Here is an 18,312-nt window from a genome sequence, read left to right on the forward strand (position 1 = left end):
GAGTCTTCGGAGGCGGCCCCGGAAGATCGAGCGCCGGAGGCGATAGGCTCAGGACGGGCCGTGACTGGCGCGCTGGGATGGGAATGACCATCGGGGAGCGGCTCGGGTAGTAACAGGGAGCCGTGCGCCTGGGCCGTCGCAACGCAGAGCTGTCCGTACGCCCTCAGGAGAGTCCCCATGGCCGCAGAGCCGAGTGCCCCGACCACCGAGACGATCGCCTACCGCTCCGCCCTCGACGTGATCGGCGGCGTCGAGCCGCGCGTCGCCGACGCCATCCGCGCCGAGCTCGCCGACCAGCGCGAGTCCCTCAAGCTCATCGCCAGCGAGAACTACGCCTCCCCGGCGGTGCTGCTGGCCATGGGCAACTGGCTCAGCGACAAGTACGCCGAGGGCACCGTCGGCCGCCGCTTCTACGCCGGCTGCCGCAACGTCGACACGGTGGAGGCGCTCGCCGCCGAGCACGCCCGCGAGGTCTTCGGCGCCGCGCACGCCTACGTACAACCGCACTCCGGCATCGACGCCAACCTGGTCGCCTTCTGGGCGGTGCTCTCCCAGCGGGTGGAGAGCCCGGCCCTGCACAAGGCCGGAGTACGGCACGTCAACGACCTGACCGAGGCGGACTGGGCGACGCTCCGCCGCGAGTTGGGCGACCAGCGGATGCTGGGCATGTCGCTGGACGCGGGCGGCCACCTCACGCACGGCTTCCGCCCCAACATCTCCGGCAAGATGTTCGACCAGCGCTCCTACGGCACCGACCCGGCCACCGGCCTGGTCGACTACGACGCGCTGCGCGCCTCCGCCCGCGAGTTCCGCCCGCTGATCATCATCGCCGGGTACTCCGCGTACCCGCGGCTGGTGAACTTCCGGATCATGCGCGAGATCGCCGACGAGGTCGGCGCGACGCTGATGGTCGACATGGCGCACTTCGCGGGCCTGGTCGCGGGCAAGGTGCTCACCGGCGACTTCGACCCGGTACCGCACGCCCAGATCGTCACCACGACCACCCACAAGTCGCTGCGCGGCCCGCGCGGCGGCATGGTGCTGTGCGACTCCGAGCTGGCCGAGCACGTGGACCGCGGCTGCCCGATGGTGCTCGGCGGTCCGCTGCCGCATGTGATGGCCGCCAAGGCGGTGGCGCTCGCCGAGGCCCGGCAGCCCGGCTTCCGGGACTACGCGCAGCGCATCGTCGACAACGCCCAGGCGCTGGCCGAGGGCCTGCTCAAGCGCGGCGCCCGACTGGTCACCGGCGGCACCGACAACCACCTGGTGCTGCTGGACGTCTCCGGCTACGGCCTGACCGGCCGCCAGGCCGAGGCCGCGCTGCTGGACAGCGGCATCGTCACCAACCGCAACTCCATCCCGCAGGACCCCAACGGCGCCTGGTACACCTCCGGCATCCGGATCGGCACCCCCGCGCTGACCACCCGTGGCCTGGGCGGCGCCGAGATGGACGAGATCGCCGAGCTGATCGACACCGTGCTGGCCGCCACCGCACCCGGCTCCGGCGCGGACGGCAAGCCGTCCAAGGCCAAGTACACGCTGGACCCGGCCGTGGCCCAGCGGGTCGCGGGCCGGGCCAGTGAACTGCTCGCCGGGTTCCCGCTCTACCCGGGCATCGACCTGAGCTGACGGCGCGCCGCCGGAGGGCGCGCGGGGTGCCTGGCCGCTCCGCCGACCTGAGACAATGAGGGCATGGCCTCCCGACCTCGTGTGCTCTCCGGCATCCAGCCCACCGCGGGCTCGTTCCACCTCGGCAACTATCTCGGCGCGGTGCGCCAGTGGGTGGCGCTCCAGGAAACCCACGACGCGTTCTACATGGTCGTGGACCTGCACGCGATCACCGTGCCGCAGGACCCCAAGGAGCTGCGGGCCAACACCCGGTTCGCGGCGGCCCAGCTGCTGGCGGCCGGCCTCGACCCGGAGCGCTGCACGCTGTTCGTGCAGAGCCATGTGCCGGAGCACACCCAGCTGGGCTGGGTGATGAACTGCCTGACCGGCTTCGGCGAGGCGTCCCGGATGACGCAGTTCAAGGACAAGTCGGCCAAGCAGGGCGCCGACCGCACCACGGTCGGCCTGTTCACGTACCCGATCCTCCAGGTCGCCGACATCCTGCTGTACCAGGCCAACCAGGTGCCGGTCGGTGAGGACCAGCGGCAGCACATCGAGCTGACCCGGGACCTGGCCGAGCGGTTCAACACCCGCTACGCGCCGACGTTCACCGTCCCCGAGGCGTACATCGTCAAGGAGACGGCGAAGATCTACGACCTCCAGGACCCGACGACCAAGATGAGCAAGTCGGCGTCCTCGCCCAAGGGCCTGGTCAACCTGCTGGACGAGCCGAAGGCCTCGGCCAAGAAGTTCAAGAGCGCCGTCACCGACACCGACACGGTGATCCGCTATGACGCCCAGAACAAGCCGGGCATCAGCAACCTGCTGACCATCTACTCCACCCTCACCGGCAGCTCCATCCCGGAACTGGAGGAGCGCTACGCGGGCAAGGGCTACGGTGCCCTGAAGACCGACCTCGCCGACGTCTTCGTGGAATGGGTCACACCGTTCCGCGCCCGCACCGAGGAATACTTGGACGATCCGGAGACGTTGGACTCTGTTCTCGCCAAGGGCGCCGAGAAGGCCCGGGCGGTGGCGGCGGAGACCCTGGCCACCGTCTACGACCGGATCGGATTCGTTCCGGCCAAGCACTAGGCGACGGCGCGCCTTATCCTCCAGATCTTCCGCGATCCGACGGTTCGAAAGGGGTGTGCGCATGGGGACCAGCACGATCGGTGTGTCCATCGCGGTCCCGGAGCCGTACGGCAGACTGCTCCAGGAGCGCCGGGCGGGCTTCGGGGACCTGGCGGCCCACGCCATCCCCACGCACATCACGCTGTTGCCGCCCACCGAGGTCGACACCGCCGCGCTGCCCGGCTTTCGGCGGCACCTGTCGGTGGTCGCCGAGTCCAGCCGCGCCTTTCCGCTGCGGCTGGACGGCACGGACTCGTTCCGGCCGCTGTCGCCGGTGGTGTACGTACGGCTCGCGGAGGGCGCGGTGGACTGTTCCCTGTTGCAGGAACGGGTGCGGTCCGGGCCGGTGGTACGGGAGCTGCAGTTCCCGTACCACCCGCATGTGACGGTGGCGCACGGCATCGAGGACGAGGCGATGGACCGCGCCCAGCGCGAGCTGGCGGGCTTCACCGCCCACTGGACGGTCACCGGCTTCTCGCTCTACGAGCAGGGGGACGACGGCGTGTGGCGTTCAAGGGGCGACTTCCCTTTCGGCCGCCCGGGCACGGCGGCGGCCGTGCCGGGGCAGACGGCCCGCCTGGACGCGATGCCGTCCCCTGGGGACCCGCTGCACGCGTAGCGTGAGCGCTTTATCACATGGTGTGGAGAAAAGCCGGTATTTCGTAGAACGTGGCGCCACGCCGGGTTCCGGAAGTTTTGGCGCGAATGGCGTACCGCCCGGCCGCCAACCGGTGGATGCGGCCCGTTCCGGTAGATCGGCGGACTTCCAGGAGTGCGGGCGGTCACCGAGGGTAGGCGGTGATCATGGAGTGGTTGACCCGGCTACCCGTCATCGGACCGTGGATCGCCAGGGGCATGCGGACGCACGCCTGGCGCGCCTTCGAGCACGCGCAGCGGGCCCACTGGTCCCGGCTCGCCGCGGCCATCACCTTCATCAGCTTCATCGCGTTGTTCCCGCTGCTCACCCTGGGCGCGGCGATCGGCGCCGCGGTGCTGACCAACGGTCAGCTGCACACCGCCGAGCAGAAGCTGGGCCAGCAGGTGCCGGGCCTGTCGAAGCAGTTCGACATCGCCGCGCTGGCCGCGAACGCGGGCACCGTCAGCGTGGTCGCGGGCGCCGTGCTGCTGCTGGCCGGCATCAGCTGGGTCGGCCAGCTGCGTGGCTGCCTACGGGCCGTCTGGGGCCGGGAGGAGGACCAGGAGAACCCGCTGCTGCGCAAGGCCAAGGACGCCGGGGTGCTGCTCGGGCTGGGCCTGGTGGGCCTGTTCTCGCTGGCCGTGTCGGCCTTCGCGACCACCGCCGTGGGCTGGACCGCGCGCCAGGTCGGGCTGGGGCAGGGCGGCGCGGGCAGCGTGCTGCTGACCGTCGCCGGGTACTGCATCGCCGTACTCGCCGATTTCCTGCTGCTGGTCTACATGCTGACCTGGCTGCCGGGCGTCCGGCCCACCCGCCGCTCGCTCGTCGTCGCGGGCCTGCTCGGCGCGGTCGGCCTGGAGATCCTGAAGGTCGCGCTCAGCGGCTATCTGCAGGGCGTGGCCACCAAGAGCATGTACGGCACGTTCGGCACCCCGGTCGCCCTGCTGCTGTGGATCAACTTCATGGCGAAGCTGCTGCTGTACTGCGCCGCCTGGACCGCCACGCCGGCCAGCGCACCCCCGGTCGCCGAGCGGCCGGACAGTTCCGGGGAGGCCCCCGACGCCTCCCCGGAACCGCCCGCTACGACTCGTCGTGCCGCTTCGGCAGCGGCCAGCGCTTCCGAACCACCAGCGTCACGCCGCCCAGCACCACCAGCGCACCGACCGTGATCCCGGCCGCCATGGCCACCCCGCCTCCGCTGGAACCGGGCGTGGCGGCCGCGGACGCCGAGGTGCTGCCCTTGGGCGTCTCGCTGCGGCCTGCGGTCGGCTGGGCGTTCTTCGGTGCCACCAGCGTGCCCACTGGCTTGACCTTGCCCGCGGCCTGGAAGCCCCAGTCGAGCAGGGCGGTGGTCTCCTTGTAGACCTCGTTGTCGCCCGGCGCCGGGTGCATCACCGTGACCAGCAGTTTCACCCCATCGTGGTCGGCGACACCGGTGAAGGTGTTGCCGGCGTTGGTGGTGAACCCGTTCTTGACGCCCGCCAGGCCCGGATAGGGCTTGACTCCGTCGATGCCGCTGAGCAGCCGGTCGGTGTTCTGGATGCCGAACGACTCCCGCTCCTTGCTGCCCTTCTTGAAGTCACCGGGGAACTGGGCGCTCGCCGTGGAGCAGTACTCGCGGAAGTCCGCGTTCTGCAGCCCGGCCCGGGCGAACAGCGACAGGTCGTACGCCGATGAGACCTGACCCGGCATGTCGTAGCCGTCGGGGCTGAGCACATGCGTGTCGTTGGCCTGGAGGTCCCTGGCGCGCTCCTGCATCTCACGCACGGTCTTGTCCACGCCGCCGTTCATCGCGGACAGCACGTGCACCGCGTCGTTGCCCGAGCGCAGGAAGACCCCGCGCCACAGGTCCTGCACGGTGTACGGCAGGTTCTCCTTGATCCCGACCATGCTGCTGCCATCGCCTATTCCCGCCATGTCCTGCGGGGTGACGGTATGGGACTGGTTCCTGGGGAACTTGGTGATCAGCGTGTCCGCGAACAGCATCTTCAGCGTGCTCGCGGGGGCCAGCGGCCAGTGCGCGTTGTGCGAGGCCAGTACCTCGCCGGTCTCCGCGTCGGAGACGATCCACGCACGGGCCGTGGTCTTGGGTAGCGGGGGCACACCTGACGTGAGGTCGACCTGGGTGCCCGCCTGAGCGAGCCGGTCACCGCCGATGGTTGACATGTTCTCGGGCGGCCGCGGCTCCTCCGGCTGCTGGGGCGTCTTCGCCGGTTGACCCGGGCGGGGCACGGCGGACGCGGCAGTAGCGGCCGGAAACAGCGCGGTGCCCACCAGGGCGGCGGCACACACGGTCAGCGCGGGACGGCGCAGGGCCGGACGATTCGAGAGCACCAACCGAACGTACAGGGAGACGGTGGAAGAGCGGACATCGCAGAGTTGACCCGGAGGGGTGAGGAGCGACACGGCCGCCGGAGGGAACCCCCGGGCGACCTCGCGGCGTCTTCCCACTCCTGACGTTCCGTCCAGTACCGCCCCGCGGCCCCTGCCGTCCATGCCGCGCGGGTCCCGTCTCATACTGGCGGTATGAAGCTCAGTCGCCGCGCCTCCTGGTTCCTCACCGCCTTCGGCGTGTGGAGCTGGTGCATCTGGATCACCTTCGCCAAGAACCTGTGGGCCGACGCCAGCGGCCTGGCGTTCCACAACGGCCAGCCCACCGCCTACTTCTGGGTGCACCTGCTGCTCGCCATCACCTCGTTCCTCCTCGGCACCGCCGTGGGCGTCCTTGGCCTGCGCGGCCTGCGGGCGCAGCGGGCCCAGGCGCGGAGCGTGTAGCAACAGCGAGGCGAGTACCGGAGCAAAGCGAAGGTCCCGTTCCGAGTCGGAACGGGACCTTCGATGTGTCGGGCGCAGGGCCTTCGGTCCGCCAGGACCGGGGCCTTCGGCCCGTCAGGTCAGAACCGGCGCGTGATCAGCGCCCGCTTGACCTCCTGGATGGCCTTGGTGACCTCGATACCGCGCGGGCAGGCGTCCGTGCAGTTGAAGGTGGTGCGGCAGCGCCACACGCCTTCCTTGTCGTTGAGGATCTCCAGGCGCTGCTCGCCGCCCTCGTCACGCGAGTCGAAGATGAAGCGGTGCGCGTTGACGATGGCCGCCGGGCCGAAGTACTGCCCGTCGTTCCAGAACACCGGGCAGGACGACGTGCACGCGGCGCACAGGATGCACTTGGTGGTGTCGTCGAACCGCGCACGGTCCTCGGCGGACTGCAGGCGCTCCCGGGTCGGCTCGTTGCCCTTGGTGATCAGGAACGGCATCACGTCGCGGTACGCCTGGAAGAACGGGTCCATGTCGACCACGAGGTCCTTCAGCACCGCCATGCCCTTGATGGGCTCGACCGTGATCGGCTTCTCCGGGTTGATGTCCTTCAGCAGCGTCTTGCACGCCAGCCGGTTGCGGCCGTTGATGCGCATCGCGTCCGAGCCGCAGATGCCGTGCGCGCAGGAACGGCGGAAGGTCAGCGAACCGTCGATCTCCCACTTGACCTTGTGGAGGGCGTCAAGGACGCGCTCCTTCGGGTCCATCTCCAGCTGGTAGTCCACCCATGTGACCTCGTCGGAGATCTCGGGGTTGAACCGGCGGACCCGCAGCGTGATGGTGATCTGCTCGAAGGCGCCGTTCTCGGCCGCGTCCAGGGCGGCGGAGTGCTTGTCCAGCGTAGGGGTGCTCATCAGTACTTACGCTCCATCGGCTGGTAGCGGGTCTGGACGACCGGCTTGTAGTCGAGGCGGATCGACTCGCTGCCGTCCTCGCCAACCTCGCGGTACGCCATGGTGTGCCGCATGAAGTTGACGTCGTCACGGTTCGGGTAGTCCTCGCGGTAGTGACCACCGCGGGACTCCTTGCGGGCCAGCGCGGAGACGGCCAGTACCTCGGCCAGGTCCAGCAGGTTGCCCAGCTCGATGGCCTCCAGCAGGTCGGTGTTGTACCGCTTGCCCTTGTCCTGGACGCTGACGTTCCGGTAACGCTGCTTCAGCTCGGCGATGTCCTCGACGGCCTGCTTCAGCGTCTGCTCGGTGCGGAACACCATGGCGTTGGTGTCCATGGTCTCCTGCAGCGCCTTGCGGATGTCCGCCACCCGCTCGTTGCCGGTCGCGTCGCGCAGCGACTCCACCTGGTCGACCACCAGCGAGGCCGGGTCCTCCGGCAGCTCGACGAAGTCGTTGCGGGAGGCGAACTCGGCCGCGGCGATGCCCGCCCGGCGGCCGAACACGTTGATGTCCAGCAGGGAGTTGGTGCCCAGCCGGTTGGCGCCGTGCACCGAGACGCACGCCACCTCGCCCGCCGCGTACAGGCCCGGCACGACGGTGGTGTTGTCCGCCAGCACCTCGCCCTCGACGTTGGTCGGGATGCCGCCCATCGCGTAGTGCGCGGTCGGCTGGATCGGCACCGGGTCGGTGTACGGCTCGATGCCGAGGTACGTACGCGCGAACTCGGTGATGTCCGGCAGCTTGGCGTCCAGCTGCTCCGGCGGCAGGTGCGTGAGGTCCAGGTAGACGTGGTCGCCCTCGGGACCGCAGCCGCGGCCCTCGCGGATCTCGGTGTAGATCGCGCGGGAGACCACGTCACGCGAGGCCAGGTCCTTCATGACGGGCGCGTACTTCTCCATGAAGCGCTCGCCGTCCTTGTTGCGGAGGATGCCGCCCTCACCACGGGCACCCTCGGTGAGCAGGATGCCCATCCGCCAGATGCCGGTCGGGTGGAACTGGAAGAACTCCATGTCCTCCAGCGGCAGTCCGCGCCGGTAGGCGACCGCCTGGCCGTCACCGGTGAGGGTGTGCGCGTTGGAGGTCACCTTGAAGAACTTGCCGGTGCCACCCGAGGCGAACACCACGGCCTTCGCCTGGAAGACGTGGATCTCGCCGGTCGCCAGCTCGTAGGCCACCACACCGGCGGTGCGCTTGACGCCGTCCACCTCGGTGAGCAGCAGGTCGAGCACGTAGAACTCGTTGAAGAACTCCACGCCCTCCTTGACGCAGTTCTGGTACAGCGTCTGGAGGATCATGTGGCCGGTGCGGTCGGCCGCGTAGCAGGCGCGGCGCACCGCGGCCTCGCCGTGGTTGCGGGTGTGGCCGCCGAAGCGGCGCTGGTCGATGGTGCCCTGCGGCGTCCGGTTGAACGGCAGGCCCATCTTCTCCAGGTCGAGGACCGCGTCGATGGCCTCCTTCGCCAGGATCTCGGCGGCGTCCTGGTCGACCAGGTAGTCACCGCCCTTGATCGTGTCGAAGGTGTGCCACTCCCAGTTGTCCTCCTCGACGTTGGCGAGGGCGGCGGCCATGCCGCCCTGCGCGGCGCCGGTGTGGGAGCGGGTCGGGTACAGCTTGGTCAGCACGGCGGTGCGGCTGCGCTTGGTCGACTCGATGGCCGCGCGCATGCCGGCGCCGCCGGCGCCGACGATGACGGTGTCGTACTTGTGGATCTGCATGGTCGCGTCAGCCCCGGGTCTACTGGATGTTCGGGTCGAAGGTGAAGATCACCAGCGTGCCGAGGAAGACGGTGAACACCGTGGCGGTGTACAGCAGCATCTTCAGCCAGAACCGGGTGGTGTCCCGCTCGGCGTAGTCGTTGATGACCGTCCGCAGGCCGTTGGCGCCGTGCAGCATCGCCAGCCACAGCATCAACAGGTCCCACATCTGCCAGAACGGCGAGGCCCAGCGGCCGGCCACGAAGGCGAAGCCGATCTTGGTGACGCCGCCGTCCAGCACCAGCTGGATCAGCAGGTGGCCCAGGACCAGCACCACCAGGACGATGCCGGACAGCCGCATGAACAGCCAGCCGTACATCTCGAAGTTGGTGCGGGTGGCGCGCGGCGTGCGCTTGGTGCGGGCACGCGGCGGCTCGATGACCGGGGCCGGGTTGTCCGGGCTGAAGGTGCCCGCGCCGGCCACCGGGGCGTCGACAGGAGTCTCGGCAGACATTCTCAGCTCCCGAACAGAGTGCGCAGGGTGTGCTCAAGGACGGGGTAGAACGCCCCGGCCATCAGCACGATCCAGATACCGACCACGGACCACAGCATCTGGCGCTGGTACTTCGGGCCCTTGGCCCAGAAGTCCACGGCGATGACGCGCAGGCCGTTCAAGGCGTGGAAGAGGATGGCCGCGACCAGGCCGTACTCCATCAGGTTCACGATGGGGTTCTTGTAGGTCGCGACCACGTTGTCGTAGGCCTGCGGTGACACGCGAACGAGCGAGGTGTCGAGGACGTGTACGAACAGGAAGAAGAAGATGAGGACGCCGGTGACTCGATGAGCCACCCAGGACCACATACCTTCCCGGCCGCGGTACAGCGTTCCAGCCGGCACTGAAAACCCTCCGGATACGGGATTAGGGGCCTTGCCGGCTTCACTGTCGGTCGGGCCCGGCCGGATACGGTCCACCGGCCCCCGACATCGTAGCGACGCCCTTGCCGACTTGGTGATCGGGGTAGCTCAGGTGTGATCGATCCCGCACGTGCGGGCTACTGCGTCCCCCCGGGGGGTGACCCCCGGGCCCCCAGCCGGGGCGTGTTCCGGCAGGCGGGCCGGGCCAGTCGGGCCAGCCGGCCGCGTGCGAGGGCGCGCAGTTCGTCGGCGGCGACGGCGCGTTCCTCCTCCGGGGTGTTGCCGAGCCGCAGCCGCAGACCGGCCAGCACGTGGTCGAGGTGCTCGTCCGGATGAACGCCGTCAAGGCAGACGACGAAGGGGTGGCCGAAGCGCCGCTCGTACTCGGCGAGTCCGACACGCAGCGCGGTGTGCGCCGCCAGCCCGCCGCCCGGCGGCAGCGGCAACGGCCGCTCACCGGCCAGCGCCTCGGCCAGATCGCCCGGGGTCAGCCCGTACGCGGCGGTGTCCGCGGCGGCGAGTAGCGAGCCCAGATCGGGGTACGGACGGTGCGCGGCCATGCGGCGCGCCCACCGGCGGCAGCCGCAGCAGGTGAGCAGAGCGGTCTCGGCGGCGGCGGCCGCGGCACGGTTGAGCGCCGCGAGCCCCGTGACGGGGCCGCCGATGGCGCGGTCCTGCCGCGGTATCGGCGTCGACGTTCCGGGGAGGTCGCTGGCCAGCTCGGACTCCTGATGCGATGGATGCGATACGGAAATGTTGCGGAACAACAATCGGGAGAGGACGCCCGGGGAAGCGGCAGAAGATGATGCCGGAAGAGGGACTCGGACAACGTATCGGCGGATGCGCGCACTTGACCGCCAGATGTGCGAATTTCACTCGTACGGGAGAGGAAGCGACCACCAGGTGGACGGGGTGGCCGTAACGGCAGAGGCGACCGGAGTCGCCTCCCCCCACAGGAGCGTCTCCGGTCGCCGTCTCGCGGCGCGTGCCGTTCTGCGCGTCGCTTATTCAAGACAGCGCCAACGGGCGCGAAAGTGTCACACCTGCCGCTCCGGGCCCAACCCCGGCCGGTCCGGCGCGACTTGGACACCATGGTGTGTCGCGCGCCCGGCGGGCACCGGATCGGCAGTCGGAGCGCATAGTCGGATCGGGCATGATGAGGCACGTGGTGGGGGCTGACCAAGACACGGACGAAGCGCGGGTGACGGCTGCCATAGCCGCCGCCCAGCGCGGCGACGAGACCGCCTTCCGCACCGTCTACCGCAGCGTCCACCCCCGTCTGCTCGCCTATGTACGCACGCTGGTCGGCGAGGTGGACGCCGAGGACGTGGCGTCCGAGGCGTGGTTGCAGATCACCCGGGACCTCGAACGGTTCACCGGGGACGCGGACCGGTTCCGCGGCTGGACGGCGACGATCGCCCGGAACCGGGCACTCGACCATCTGCGTCGTGTTGGCCGAAGGCCCGCCGTGGGCGGCGACGAGTCGGTCCTCTACGGCGTGCCGGACGGCGCGGACACCGCGGGGCAGGCACTGGAGGCGCTTGCCACCGACCGGGCCATGGCACTGATAGCGCGACTGCCGGTGGACCAGGCGGAGGCCGTGGTGCTGCGCGCGGTGGTCGGACTCGACGCCAAGGGCGCGGCGGAGGTACTCGGCAAGCGTCCGGGCGCGGTACGCACGGCCGCGCACCGCGGACTACGACGGTTGGCGGAGCTGTTGGAGGGCGGCACGGGGGGCAGTGGGACGGACGACGGTGTGACGTTTGCGGCCGCGCCGACGCAGAAGGACGTGAGATGAGCGGAAGCCGCCATGACTGGCTGGACGAGGAAGCCGCCGAGCGTCTGCTGAGCGGCGAACCAGTCAATGCCGGGGACCCCGCCGACGCCGGGGACGAGGGACGCGACGGAACCCCCACCGTCCGGGCCCTCACCGAGCTGTTGACCGCGGCCACCCGCTCCGCGGTCGAACAGACCCGTGAGGACGCGGTGTTGGCGGCCTTCCGCGCGGCGCGCGAGCAGCCCGCGCCCGCCCCCGCCGTGGCCACCACGGCGGCCGTCGGCGTACCGCTGCCGCCCGAGGAGCCCGTCGCCGGGAGTACGGACAACGCTGTCCCCTTCGCGCCCGAGCGGCGCGGGCGGCTGCGGCGGCTGCGCGGACTGTCCGGTTCGGCGAAGGTCGCGGTGGCCGCGGCCTTCGCGGCGACCGCACTGGTCGGCGGGGTCGCCGCGGCGGCCGGTACCGGGGTGATCCCGTCGCCGTTCAGCAGCAGTGACAAGTCGCCGGAGTCGACCGACGGCTCGCAGGCGCCGTCCCTGGACGGCAGCGAGGTGCCGCAGGCCCCCGGCACGGTCGGCTCGCCCTCGACGGTGCCCGCCTCGCCCGGCGCCGGCACCGGGGCGAAGGGCGGTGCCGGTACGCAGCCGCCGTCCCAGTCGCCCAGCGGTTCGGGTACGCCCGGCGCGCTCGGTGGAACCAACGGCTCCAAGCCGGGTGGCGGTGACCACGGGCAGGGTCAGGGGAACTGGGACCAGGGTTCCGACGGCCACGACCCGGACACGTTGTGCCATGCCTACCTGGCGGCGGAGAACGGCGGCGGGTTGCAGGGCAACGAGTGGCAGTGGCTGACCAAGGACGCGGGCGGCCAGCAGGCCGTGGACGCGTACTGCCGCCAGCGGCTGGGCCTCGGCGGCGACGACCGGCTCTCGCACGGCACGAACGGCAACGGCAACGGCGGCAACGGCGGGAACGGCAACGGCAACGGCAGCGGCGGGAACGGCGGCGGCGGCCGGGGCAACAAGCGGCTGTTCCGTCTGCCGTCCCTCTGAGCTGCCTGTCAGCGGGCTGAGCCCGCGCGGCGAGCGCCCGGAAACCGCGCCGCGGCCCGCGCGAAAGGCGCTGTAACACTTTTCAACCAACCGACGCAGTTGCTTACGGGTCGACTGGTCATCGGCCCGCGGGCATGTTGGTTCCCCCGTTACCGACACAGCCCGCGCCTGACGCGGGTGGGGCGCTTTTCCCCCCGCCCCACCCGCGTCGACAGGCTTGCACCTGGTCTTCCCCGCTTCTTGGCCCCACGTTGTGACGCGACGCCGCTCGGCGCGGCATGCTGTGCGTAGTGCCGGGCTGTGAGCAAGGTCCCAGCCTGCGGGACTGCACGGCTCGCACGCCCGCCACTACAGTCCGTTGCGAGGACTGGCGGTTACCCACAAGTAGCCAGTGAGTCGGTGTCCACATCCGGAAGCGGGAGGCGTAGAGGCATGGCGCGCGAGTCGGGCAGCGACCGTTTGACGGAGTCCGGGCTGCCGATCGAACCGGTCTACGGGCCCGCCGACCTGGCCGGCTGGGACCCGCAGGAGAAGCTGGGCGAGCCCGGTTCGTATCCGTTCACCCGCGGTGTGTACCCCACGATGTACACCGGGCGGCCGTGGACGATGCGGCAGTACGCGGGCTTCGGCACCGCGACCGAGTCCAACGCCCGCTACAAGCAGCTGATCGCCAACGGCACCATGGGTCTTTCGGTCGCCTTCGACCTGCCCACCCAGATGGGGCACGACTCCGACGCGCCGATCGCCTCCGGCGAGGTCGGCAAGGTCGGCGTGGCCATCGACTCGCTGGACGACATGCTGGTGCTGTTCGACGGCATCCCGCTGGACAAGGTGTCCACGTCGATGACGATCAACGCGCCCGCCGCCCTGCTGCTCCTGCTGTACCAACTCGTCGCCGAGGAACAGGGCGTGCCCGCCGACAAGATCACCGGCACGATCCAGAACGACGTGCTCAAGGAGTACATCGCCCGCGGCACCTACATCTTCCCGCCCAAGCCCAGCCTGCGGCTGATCGCCGACATCTTCGCGTACTGCAAGGCCGAGATCCCGAAGTGGAACACGATCTCGATCTCCGGCTACCACATGGCCGAGGCCGGTGCGAGCCCCGCGCAGGAGATCGCGTTCACCCTCGCCGACGGCGTGGAGTACGTCCGCACCGCGATCGCCGCCGGAATGGACGTGGACGACTTCGCACCGCGGCTGTCGTTCTTCTTCGTCTCGCGCACCACGATCCTGGAGGAGGTCGCCAAGTTCCGTGCGGCCCGCCGGATCTGGGCGCGGTTGATGCGGGACGAGTTCGGCGCCAAGAACCCCAAGTCGCAGATGCTGCGCTTCCACACCCAGACCGCCGGTGTGCAACTCACCGCGCAGCAGCCCGAGGTGAACCTGGTCCGGGTCGCCGTCCAGGGCCTGGCGGCGGTGCTCGGCGGCACCCAGTCGCTGCACACCAACAGTTTCGACGAGGCCATCGCGCTGCCGACCGAGAAGTCCGCGCGCCTCGCGCTGCGCACCCAGCAGGTGCTGGCGTACGAGACCGATGTGACCGCCACCGTCGACCCGTTCGCCGGGTCCTACGTCATCGAGAAGATGACGGACGAGGTCGAGGCCGCCGCGGTGGAACTGATGCGCAAGGTCGAGGACTTCGGCGGCGCGGTCAACGCCATCGAGCACGGCTTCCAGAAGAACGAGATCGAGCGCAACGCCTACCGCATCTCCCAGGAGACCGACGCGGGCGAGCGGGTCGTGGTCGGCGTCAACCGCTTCAAGCTGGACGAGGAGGAGCCGTACGAGCCGCTGCGGGTCGATCCGGCGATCGAGGCGCAGCAGGCCGAGCGCCTGGCGAAGCTGCGCGCCACGCGCGACCAGGCGGCGGTCGATGAGGCGTTGGCGGCGCTGCGGGCCGCCGCCGAAGGGTCGGACAACGTCCTGTACCCCATGAAGGAGGCGCTGCGCGCCCGCGCGACGGTCGGCGAGGTCTGCAATACGCTCCGCGGGGTGTGGGGAGCGTACGTGCCGACCGACGCGTTCTAGCCGTCCGGCCGGGGTCGGTTCGGACCGCCGGGCAACGCCGCCGCGGTCGCTCGCCGCCACGGCGAGCGACCACACCGGACCGGGCCGGTGGTGCGGAACTACCGCAAGCCGCGCGCAGCGAGCAGCGCGCGCCGGATGCGTGGTGTGAGCGGCCGTTCCACGGCCGTGTGCAGCAGCCATGCCAGTGCCAGCATCGCCGCCGCGCAGGCGCCCAGTACGACCGGCGCCGGGAGGCGCAGGCCGTGGTGCAGCGCGGGGATCACCACCCAGCCCAGGTGTTCGTGGACCAGGTAGAACGGGTACGTCAGCGCGCCCGCGGTGGTCAGCCAGCGCCAGTCCACCCTGCTCACCGGGGTCAGCGTGACCGCGGCCACCGCGGCGAACGCCAGTGTCACCAGGGCGATCACGGTGAGTTGGGTGCGGTGGTGGAAGGCCGCCACATGCGCGGGGGCCACCAACTCCCGTACCGCGTAGTGCTGGCCGAGCAGCCAGCCGACGGCCACCACCGCCCAGCCGGTGGCGTCATGCCCGTACCGGTGCACCAGGTACAGGCCGATGCCGCCGACGAAGAACGGGGCGTAGTCCGGCATCAGCAGCTGCTGCAGCAGCGGCTCACGGGCGGCGTCGGCGAAGACCGCGCCCGCCGTCCACAGCGTGCAGAACAGCAGCACCCGGCGCCTGGACGCGCCGCGCCACAGCACGCACAGCGCGAACAGCAGATAGAACCGCAGCTCCGCCCAGAGCGTCCAGCACACTCCCAGTACCCGCTTGGCGCCCACCGGCATCTGAAGCATCGTCAGGTTGGTCAGCAGGTCGCTCGGCGAGACCGGATGGAACGCCACCCAGGGCAGTGCGAAGACGAAGGTGATCAGCAGGACCGCCGCCCAGTAGGCGGGCAGCAGCCGACCCGCCCGGGAGGCGGCGAACGCCATGGGGGAGCGGCCCCAGCCGCTCATGCAGATGACGAACCCGCTGATGACGAAGAAGAGTTGGACGCCCAGACAGCCGTAGGAGGCCGGTCCGGCGAGGCTCGGGAAGAGCTTGTGCGGCGAGGCGCCCCAGGCACGGGTGATGTCGCCGCCGCGCCCGGCGTAGTGGTACGCGCACACCGACAGCGCCGCCACCAGCCGCAGCCCGTCCAACGCCCGCAACCGCCCGGTGCGCTTGACGCCGCCCGACACCGCGGCCGAAACGGGGCGCGCGGCGGTGATCGGCTGGGCGGTCACGAGGTGGCCGCCTGACGGTCCGCGGCCCGCGCGGTCAGCCCCCGGGCCCTGCGCACCACCCTGCGCACCGTACGGTTCCTTGGCAGGAAGGCGAGTTGGGACGGCACGCCACCGGGAAGCGCCAGCGAGGTGAGCCGCCGCCGCTTGAAGTACCGCCGGGTGTCCCGGTGCGCGGACAGGTAGCGGACCGTCTCGTCGCGCAGGTGCGGATAGGCCTTGGACTGCATGCAGTAGCCCACCGCCCGCAGCAGTGCGGTCAGCTCGGCGGTGGACGGCGGCCCGGACGCGGGCTCGCGGTCGTCCAGCGCGGGCAGCAGGGCGTCGACGATGGTGACCGGCACGCGGTTGCTGTTCTGGTACGGCGACAGCCGCTCCAGCAGCAGCCCGGTGCCGGTACGGACCACCGGCAGGCCGAAGAACTGGGACGCGGTGAGCAGGGCGGTGGAGAAGCAGCCGACCACCAGCGCCGGCCGCAGCCGCTGGAACAGCACCTCGGCGAGTACGGGAGTGTCGCAGACGGTCAGCTCCACCCCGAGGTCCGCGGCCTCCTTCTCCAGCAGGTGCGGCCAGTGGGCGGGCGCGGTCGGATGCGGCTTGAACACCGCGCTGCGGTGGCCGCGTGCGGCGATCCCGCGCAGCATGCGCAGGTGCAGCCGCTCCTCCTCCTCGACGGTGAGGATGTCCAGCGCGGACAGGTACTGGCCGAGCAGCAGCGCCGGGCCGTCCGCCGCCACCGGCTTGTCGTCGTGCGGCGTTGCCGCGGCCAGCTCCGCGAGCACCGTGCGGAAGGCGTCTGTCGGCACCACCTCGGGCCGGACACCGTGCTCGGACAGCAGCAGCGGTGTGAGGCCGGGTACGAGATCGAGGTGGAGCAGTCGGCGGATGCGGCTGGTGACCAGCAGCTCCAGCTTGTTGCGGGTGGGGCCGTAGCTCATCAGGCCGTCCGCGTAGACGTCGATGGGCGCGGCCGGAAAGAGCTGGACCAGGGCGAGCGCGGGTTCCACCTGGATGGACTCCACGGCCAGCTCTATCTCGTCGTCTCCCAGCTGCCACAGCAGCCGCAGGTGCCGCTCCAACAGCGGTACGTCGTCGGGGCGCGGGGTCCAACCGCTGGGGTGGAACGGGGAGATGGCCTCGTTCCACGACAGCACCCGGTCGAAGCGGTCGCGCAGCGCCTCGAAGCCCGGCATCCGGTCCAGCGGCGAAGTGGTCTCAGGCACCGGGGCGTTGTTGCTGACCAGCAGGATCCGCCGGTCGGCCGGGCGGAAGCGGTCGGCGTCCAGCGCGGCGGCCACGGTGGCGGCGCCGTAGAGGGTGGACGCCAGGAAGATCTGGGTACGCGCCATCAGGCCGCCGTCTCCTTCCGGTCCGGGCCGCCCGCGTCCCTGGTGGGCAGCAGTCTGTCCATCCAGCGCAGCCGCCTGAGCCGGACCGAGCGGTCGAGGTCCATCGAGTCCAGTGCCGCGGTCAGCAGGTCCTGCGGCATCCGCTTCATCGCGGCGGTGCTCAACGTCTTGAGCCTGCGGGCGACCTGCGGTTCGAAGCGGTCGATGTTGGACAGGTGGTGGGCGATGATCGCGCAGTAGGTGCGGACCGCCTTGGGCAGGAACTCATCCGCCCGCGGGTCCTCGGCTGTCTCGGTCAGCACCTGGTCGAAGGAGCGTATGAAGTCCAGTTGCCGCACATCGCCGATCTGGGTGAGCGAACTGGCCACCCCCCGCCGGTAGAAGACACCGAGCAGGCCGAGCACCGCGAACGACTCGGCCTTGCGGTGCAGCCGCCAGATCCACGGCCGGTCCTCGGCGGTGCGCAGCCCGTCCGGGAAGTGCAGCAGTCCCGCGTCCTTCAGCCTGCGGTGGTACATCCCGGCCCAGGCGTACGGGTAGTCGACGGAGGTCGAGGTGTCCGCGGGCAGGATCGCGTCGCGCGGGTCCAGCACCTCACCGCGGCGGCCGTCCGGTACCCGGTGGATCACCCGCTCCCGGCCGGTGCACTGCACATGGTCGGTGCGCACGAAGTCGCAGCCCAACTCCTCGATGGATGACAGCAGTTGCGGCAGGTAGCCAGGAGCCAGCCAGTCGTCGCCGTCGAGGAACGCCAGGTACTCGCCCTCGGCGGCGTTCAGGCCGGTGTTGCGGGCGGTGGCCAGGCCCTGGTTGCGCTCGTGCCGCACGAGTCTGGCGCCGGGCAGCCGGCCGCCCGCGGCGCGTTCCAGAATCTCCGGCGTCCGGTCCGTCGAACAATCGTCGACCAGAATGAATTCGAAATCCGCGCGTGCATTCGACGCCAGACTTCTCAGCATGTCGGGGGCGAATGTCTGCACGTTGTAGAACGGCACGATGACGGAGAGCTTGGCCACTTGCGGAACGTTATGCGGCGGCTCGCCATTTGGGATTGCGGGCTGCGGACCGTCCGGTGAACGAAGCGTGGCAGAGCCGTGAACCTGGCGCGCCGGACGGCTGTAGACCCTGTCGTCGGCGCGCTGTTAACCATTTGTTGCGGCCTTGTACGCCCACCGCTTTTATTTGATTCCT

17 protein-coding genes and 1 riboswitch are annotated in these 18,312 nt (G+C 70.4%); of the genes, 8 read left to right on the plus strand and 9 right to left on the minus strand.

Annotation, left to right across the window (positions count from 1 at the left end):
- Positions 1-50: 50 nt before the first annotated feature.
- A riboswitch (ZMP/ZTP riboswitch) is annotated at positions 51-141 on the plus strand.
- 36 nt (positions 142-177) lie between these two features.
- From P3G67_RS18190 to P3G67_RS18205, 4 genes are all read left to right on the plus strand, one after another.
- Entirely contained in the window at positions 178-1,629 is a 1,452-nt protein-coding gene (locus P3G67_RS18190; RefSeq protein ID WP_276094385.1) for a glycine hydroxymethyltransferase, read from the plus strand.
- 63 nt (positions 1,630-1,692) lie between these two features.
- Positions 1,693-2,703, plus strand: a complete 1,011-nt coding sequence (gene trpS, locus P3G67_RS18195) for a tryptophan--tRNA ligase (RefSeq protein ID WP_276094386.1) — start codon at positions 1,693-1,695, stop codon at positions 2,701-2,703.
- A gap of 61 nt (positions 2,704-2,764) precedes the next feature.
- The gene (locus P3G67_RS18200) at positions 2,765-3,361 is read left to right on the plus strand and encodes a 2'-5' RNA ligase family protein (protein WP_276094387.1); all 597 of its coding nucleotides are present in this window, start codon (positions 2,765-2,767) and stop codon (positions 3,359-3,361) included.
- 185 nt (positions 3,362-3,546) lie between these two features.
- Positions 3,547-4,548, plus strand: a complete 1,002-nt coding sequence (locus tag P3G67_RS18205) for a YihY/virulence factor BrkB family protein (protein ID WP_276094388.1) — start codon at positions 3,547-3,549, stop codon at positions 4,546-4,548.
- On the opposite strand, the gene P3G67_RS18210 is transcribed toward P3G67_RS18205, so the two are convergent.
- A complete protein-coding gene (locus P3G67_RS18210) occupies positions 4,460-5,713 on the minus strand; it encodes a D-alanyl-D-alanine carboxypeptidase family protein (protein ID WP_313880594.1) in 1,254 nt (417 codons plus the stop codon). The two genes, P3G67_RS18205 and P3G67_RS18210, sit on opposite strands and share 89 nt — an antisense overlap.
- 192 nt (positions 5,714-5,905) lie before the next feature.
- Between P3G67_RS18210 and P3G67_RS18215 the strand changes: the two genes are divergently transcribed.
- The gene (locus P3G67_RS18215) at positions 5,906-6,154 is read left to right on the plus strand and encodes an SCO4848 family membrane protein (protein WP_276094390.1); all 249 of its coding nucleotides are present in this window, start codon (positions 5,906-5,908) and stop codon (positions 6,152-6,154) included.
- Between the two features lie 119 nt (positions 6,155-6,273).
- On the opposite strand, the gene P3G67_RS18220 is transcribed toward P3G67_RS18215, so the two are convergent.
- From P3G67_RS18220 to P3G67_RS18240, 5 genes are all read right to left on the minus strand, one after another.
- Positions 6,274-7,047 carry a succinate dehydrogenase iron-sulfur subunit gene (locus P3G67_RS18220; protein WP_276094391.1) on the minus strand — a complete coding sequence of 258 codons (774 nt, stop codon included), beginning with the start codon at positions 7,045-7,047 and terminating at the stop codon, positions 6,274-6,276.
- Positions 7,047-8,801, minus strand: coding sequence for a succinate dehydrogenase flavoprotein subunit (sdhA, locus tag P3G67_RS18225; RefSeq protein ID WP_269853618.1), 1,755 nt, complete (start codon positions 8,799-8,801; stop codon positions 7,047-7,049). Before sdhA ends, P3G67_RS18220 begins: the two co-directional genes overlap by 1 nt.
- 19 nt (positions 8,802-8,820) lie before the next feature.
- Complete coding sequence (locus tag P3G67_RS18230) at positions 8,821-9,294, minus strand: succinate dehydrogenase hydrophobic membrane anchor subunit (protein WP_276094392.1); 474 nt, start codon at positions 9,292-9,294, stop codon at positions 8,821-8,823.
- A gap of 2 nt (positions 9,295-9,296) precedes the next feature.
- Positions 9,297-9,677 (minus strand): succinate dehydrogenase, cytochrome b556 subunit, encoded by a 381-nt coding sequence (gene sdhC, locus P3G67_RS18235; RefSeq protein ID WP_269853616.1) that lies wholly within the window; start codon positions 9,675-9,677, stop codon positions 9,297-9,299.
- Between the two features lie 155 nt (positions 9,678-9,832).
- Positions 9,833-10,462 (minus strand): 2-oxo-4-hydroxy-4-carboxy-5-ureidoimidazoline decarboxylase, encoded by a 630-nt coding sequence (locus P3G67_RS18240; protein ID WP_391858283.1) that lies wholly within the window; start codon positions 10,460-10,462, stop codon positions 9,833-9,835.
- Positions 10,463-10,851: 389 nt separating this feature from the next.
- On the opposite strand from P3G67_RS18240, the gene P3G67_RS18245 reads away from it, so the two are divergent.
- The 3 genes from P3G67_RS18245 (at position 10,852) to P3G67_RS18255 (ending at position 14,552) form a co-directional block, all read left to right on the plus strand.
- The gene (locus P3G67_RS18245) at positions 10,852-11,493 is read left to right on the plus strand and encodes an RNA polymerase sigma factor (RefSeq protein ID WP_276094442.1); all 642 of its coding nucleotides are present in this window, start codon (positions 10,852-10,854) and stop codon (positions 11,491-11,493) included.
- Positions 11,490-12,521 carry a hypothetical protein gene (locus P3G67_RS18250; protein ID WP_276094393.1) on the plus strand — a complete coding sequence of 344 codons (1,032 nt, stop codon included), beginning with the start codon at positions 11,490-11,492 and terminating at the stop codon, positions 12,519-12,521. Before P3G67_RS18245 ends, P3G67_RS18250 begins: the two co-directional genes overlap by 4 nt.
- Before the next feature lie 432 nt (positions 12,522-12,953).
- Positions 12,954-14,552, plus strand: coding sequence for an acyl-CoA mutase large subunit family protein (locus tag P3G67_RS18255; protein ID WP_269853613.1), 1,599 nt, complete (start codon positions 12,954-12,956; stop codon positions 14,550-14,552).
- Positions 14,553-14,650: 98 nt separating this feature from the next.
- Here P3G67_RS18255 and P3G67_RS18260 read toward each other — a convergent pair whose 3' ends face one another.
- From P3G67_RS18260 to P3G67_RS18270, 3 genes are read right to left on the minus strand one after another with little or no spacing between them, the layout of a single operon-like run.
- The gene (locus P3G67_RS18260) at positions 14,651-15,778 is read right to left on the minus strand and encodes an acyltransferase family protein (RefSeq protein ID WP_391858284.1); all 1,128 of its coding nucleotides are present in this window, start codon (positions 15,776-15,778) and stop codon (positions 14,651-14,653) included.
- The gene (locus P3G67_RS18265; RefSeq protein WP_276094394.1) at positions 15,775-17,124 is read right to left on the minus strand and encodes an alpha-2,8-polysialyltransferase family protein; all 1,350 of its coding nucleotides are present in this window, start codon (positions 17,122-17,124) and stop codon (positions 15,775-15,777) included. Before P3G67_RS18265 ends, P3G67_RS18260 begins: the two co-directional genes overlap by 4 nt.
- Complete coding sequence (locus P3G67_RS18270) at positions 17,124-18,137, minus strand: glycosyltransferase family 2 protein (protein WP_276094395.1); 1,014 nt, start codon at positions 18,135-18,137, stop codon at positions 17,124-17,126. The genes P3G67_RS18265 and P3G67_RS18270 overlap by 1 nt, the downstream gene beginning before the upstream one ends.
- Between the last annotated feature and the right edge of the window lie 175 nt (positions 18,138-18,312).

Origin of the sequence: Streptomyces silvisoli, from assembly GCF_029269905.1 — a bacterium.
Lineage (GTDB): Bacteria > Actinomycetota > Actinomycetes > Streptomycetales > Streptomycetaceae > Streptantibioticus_A > Streptantibioticus_A silvisoli_A.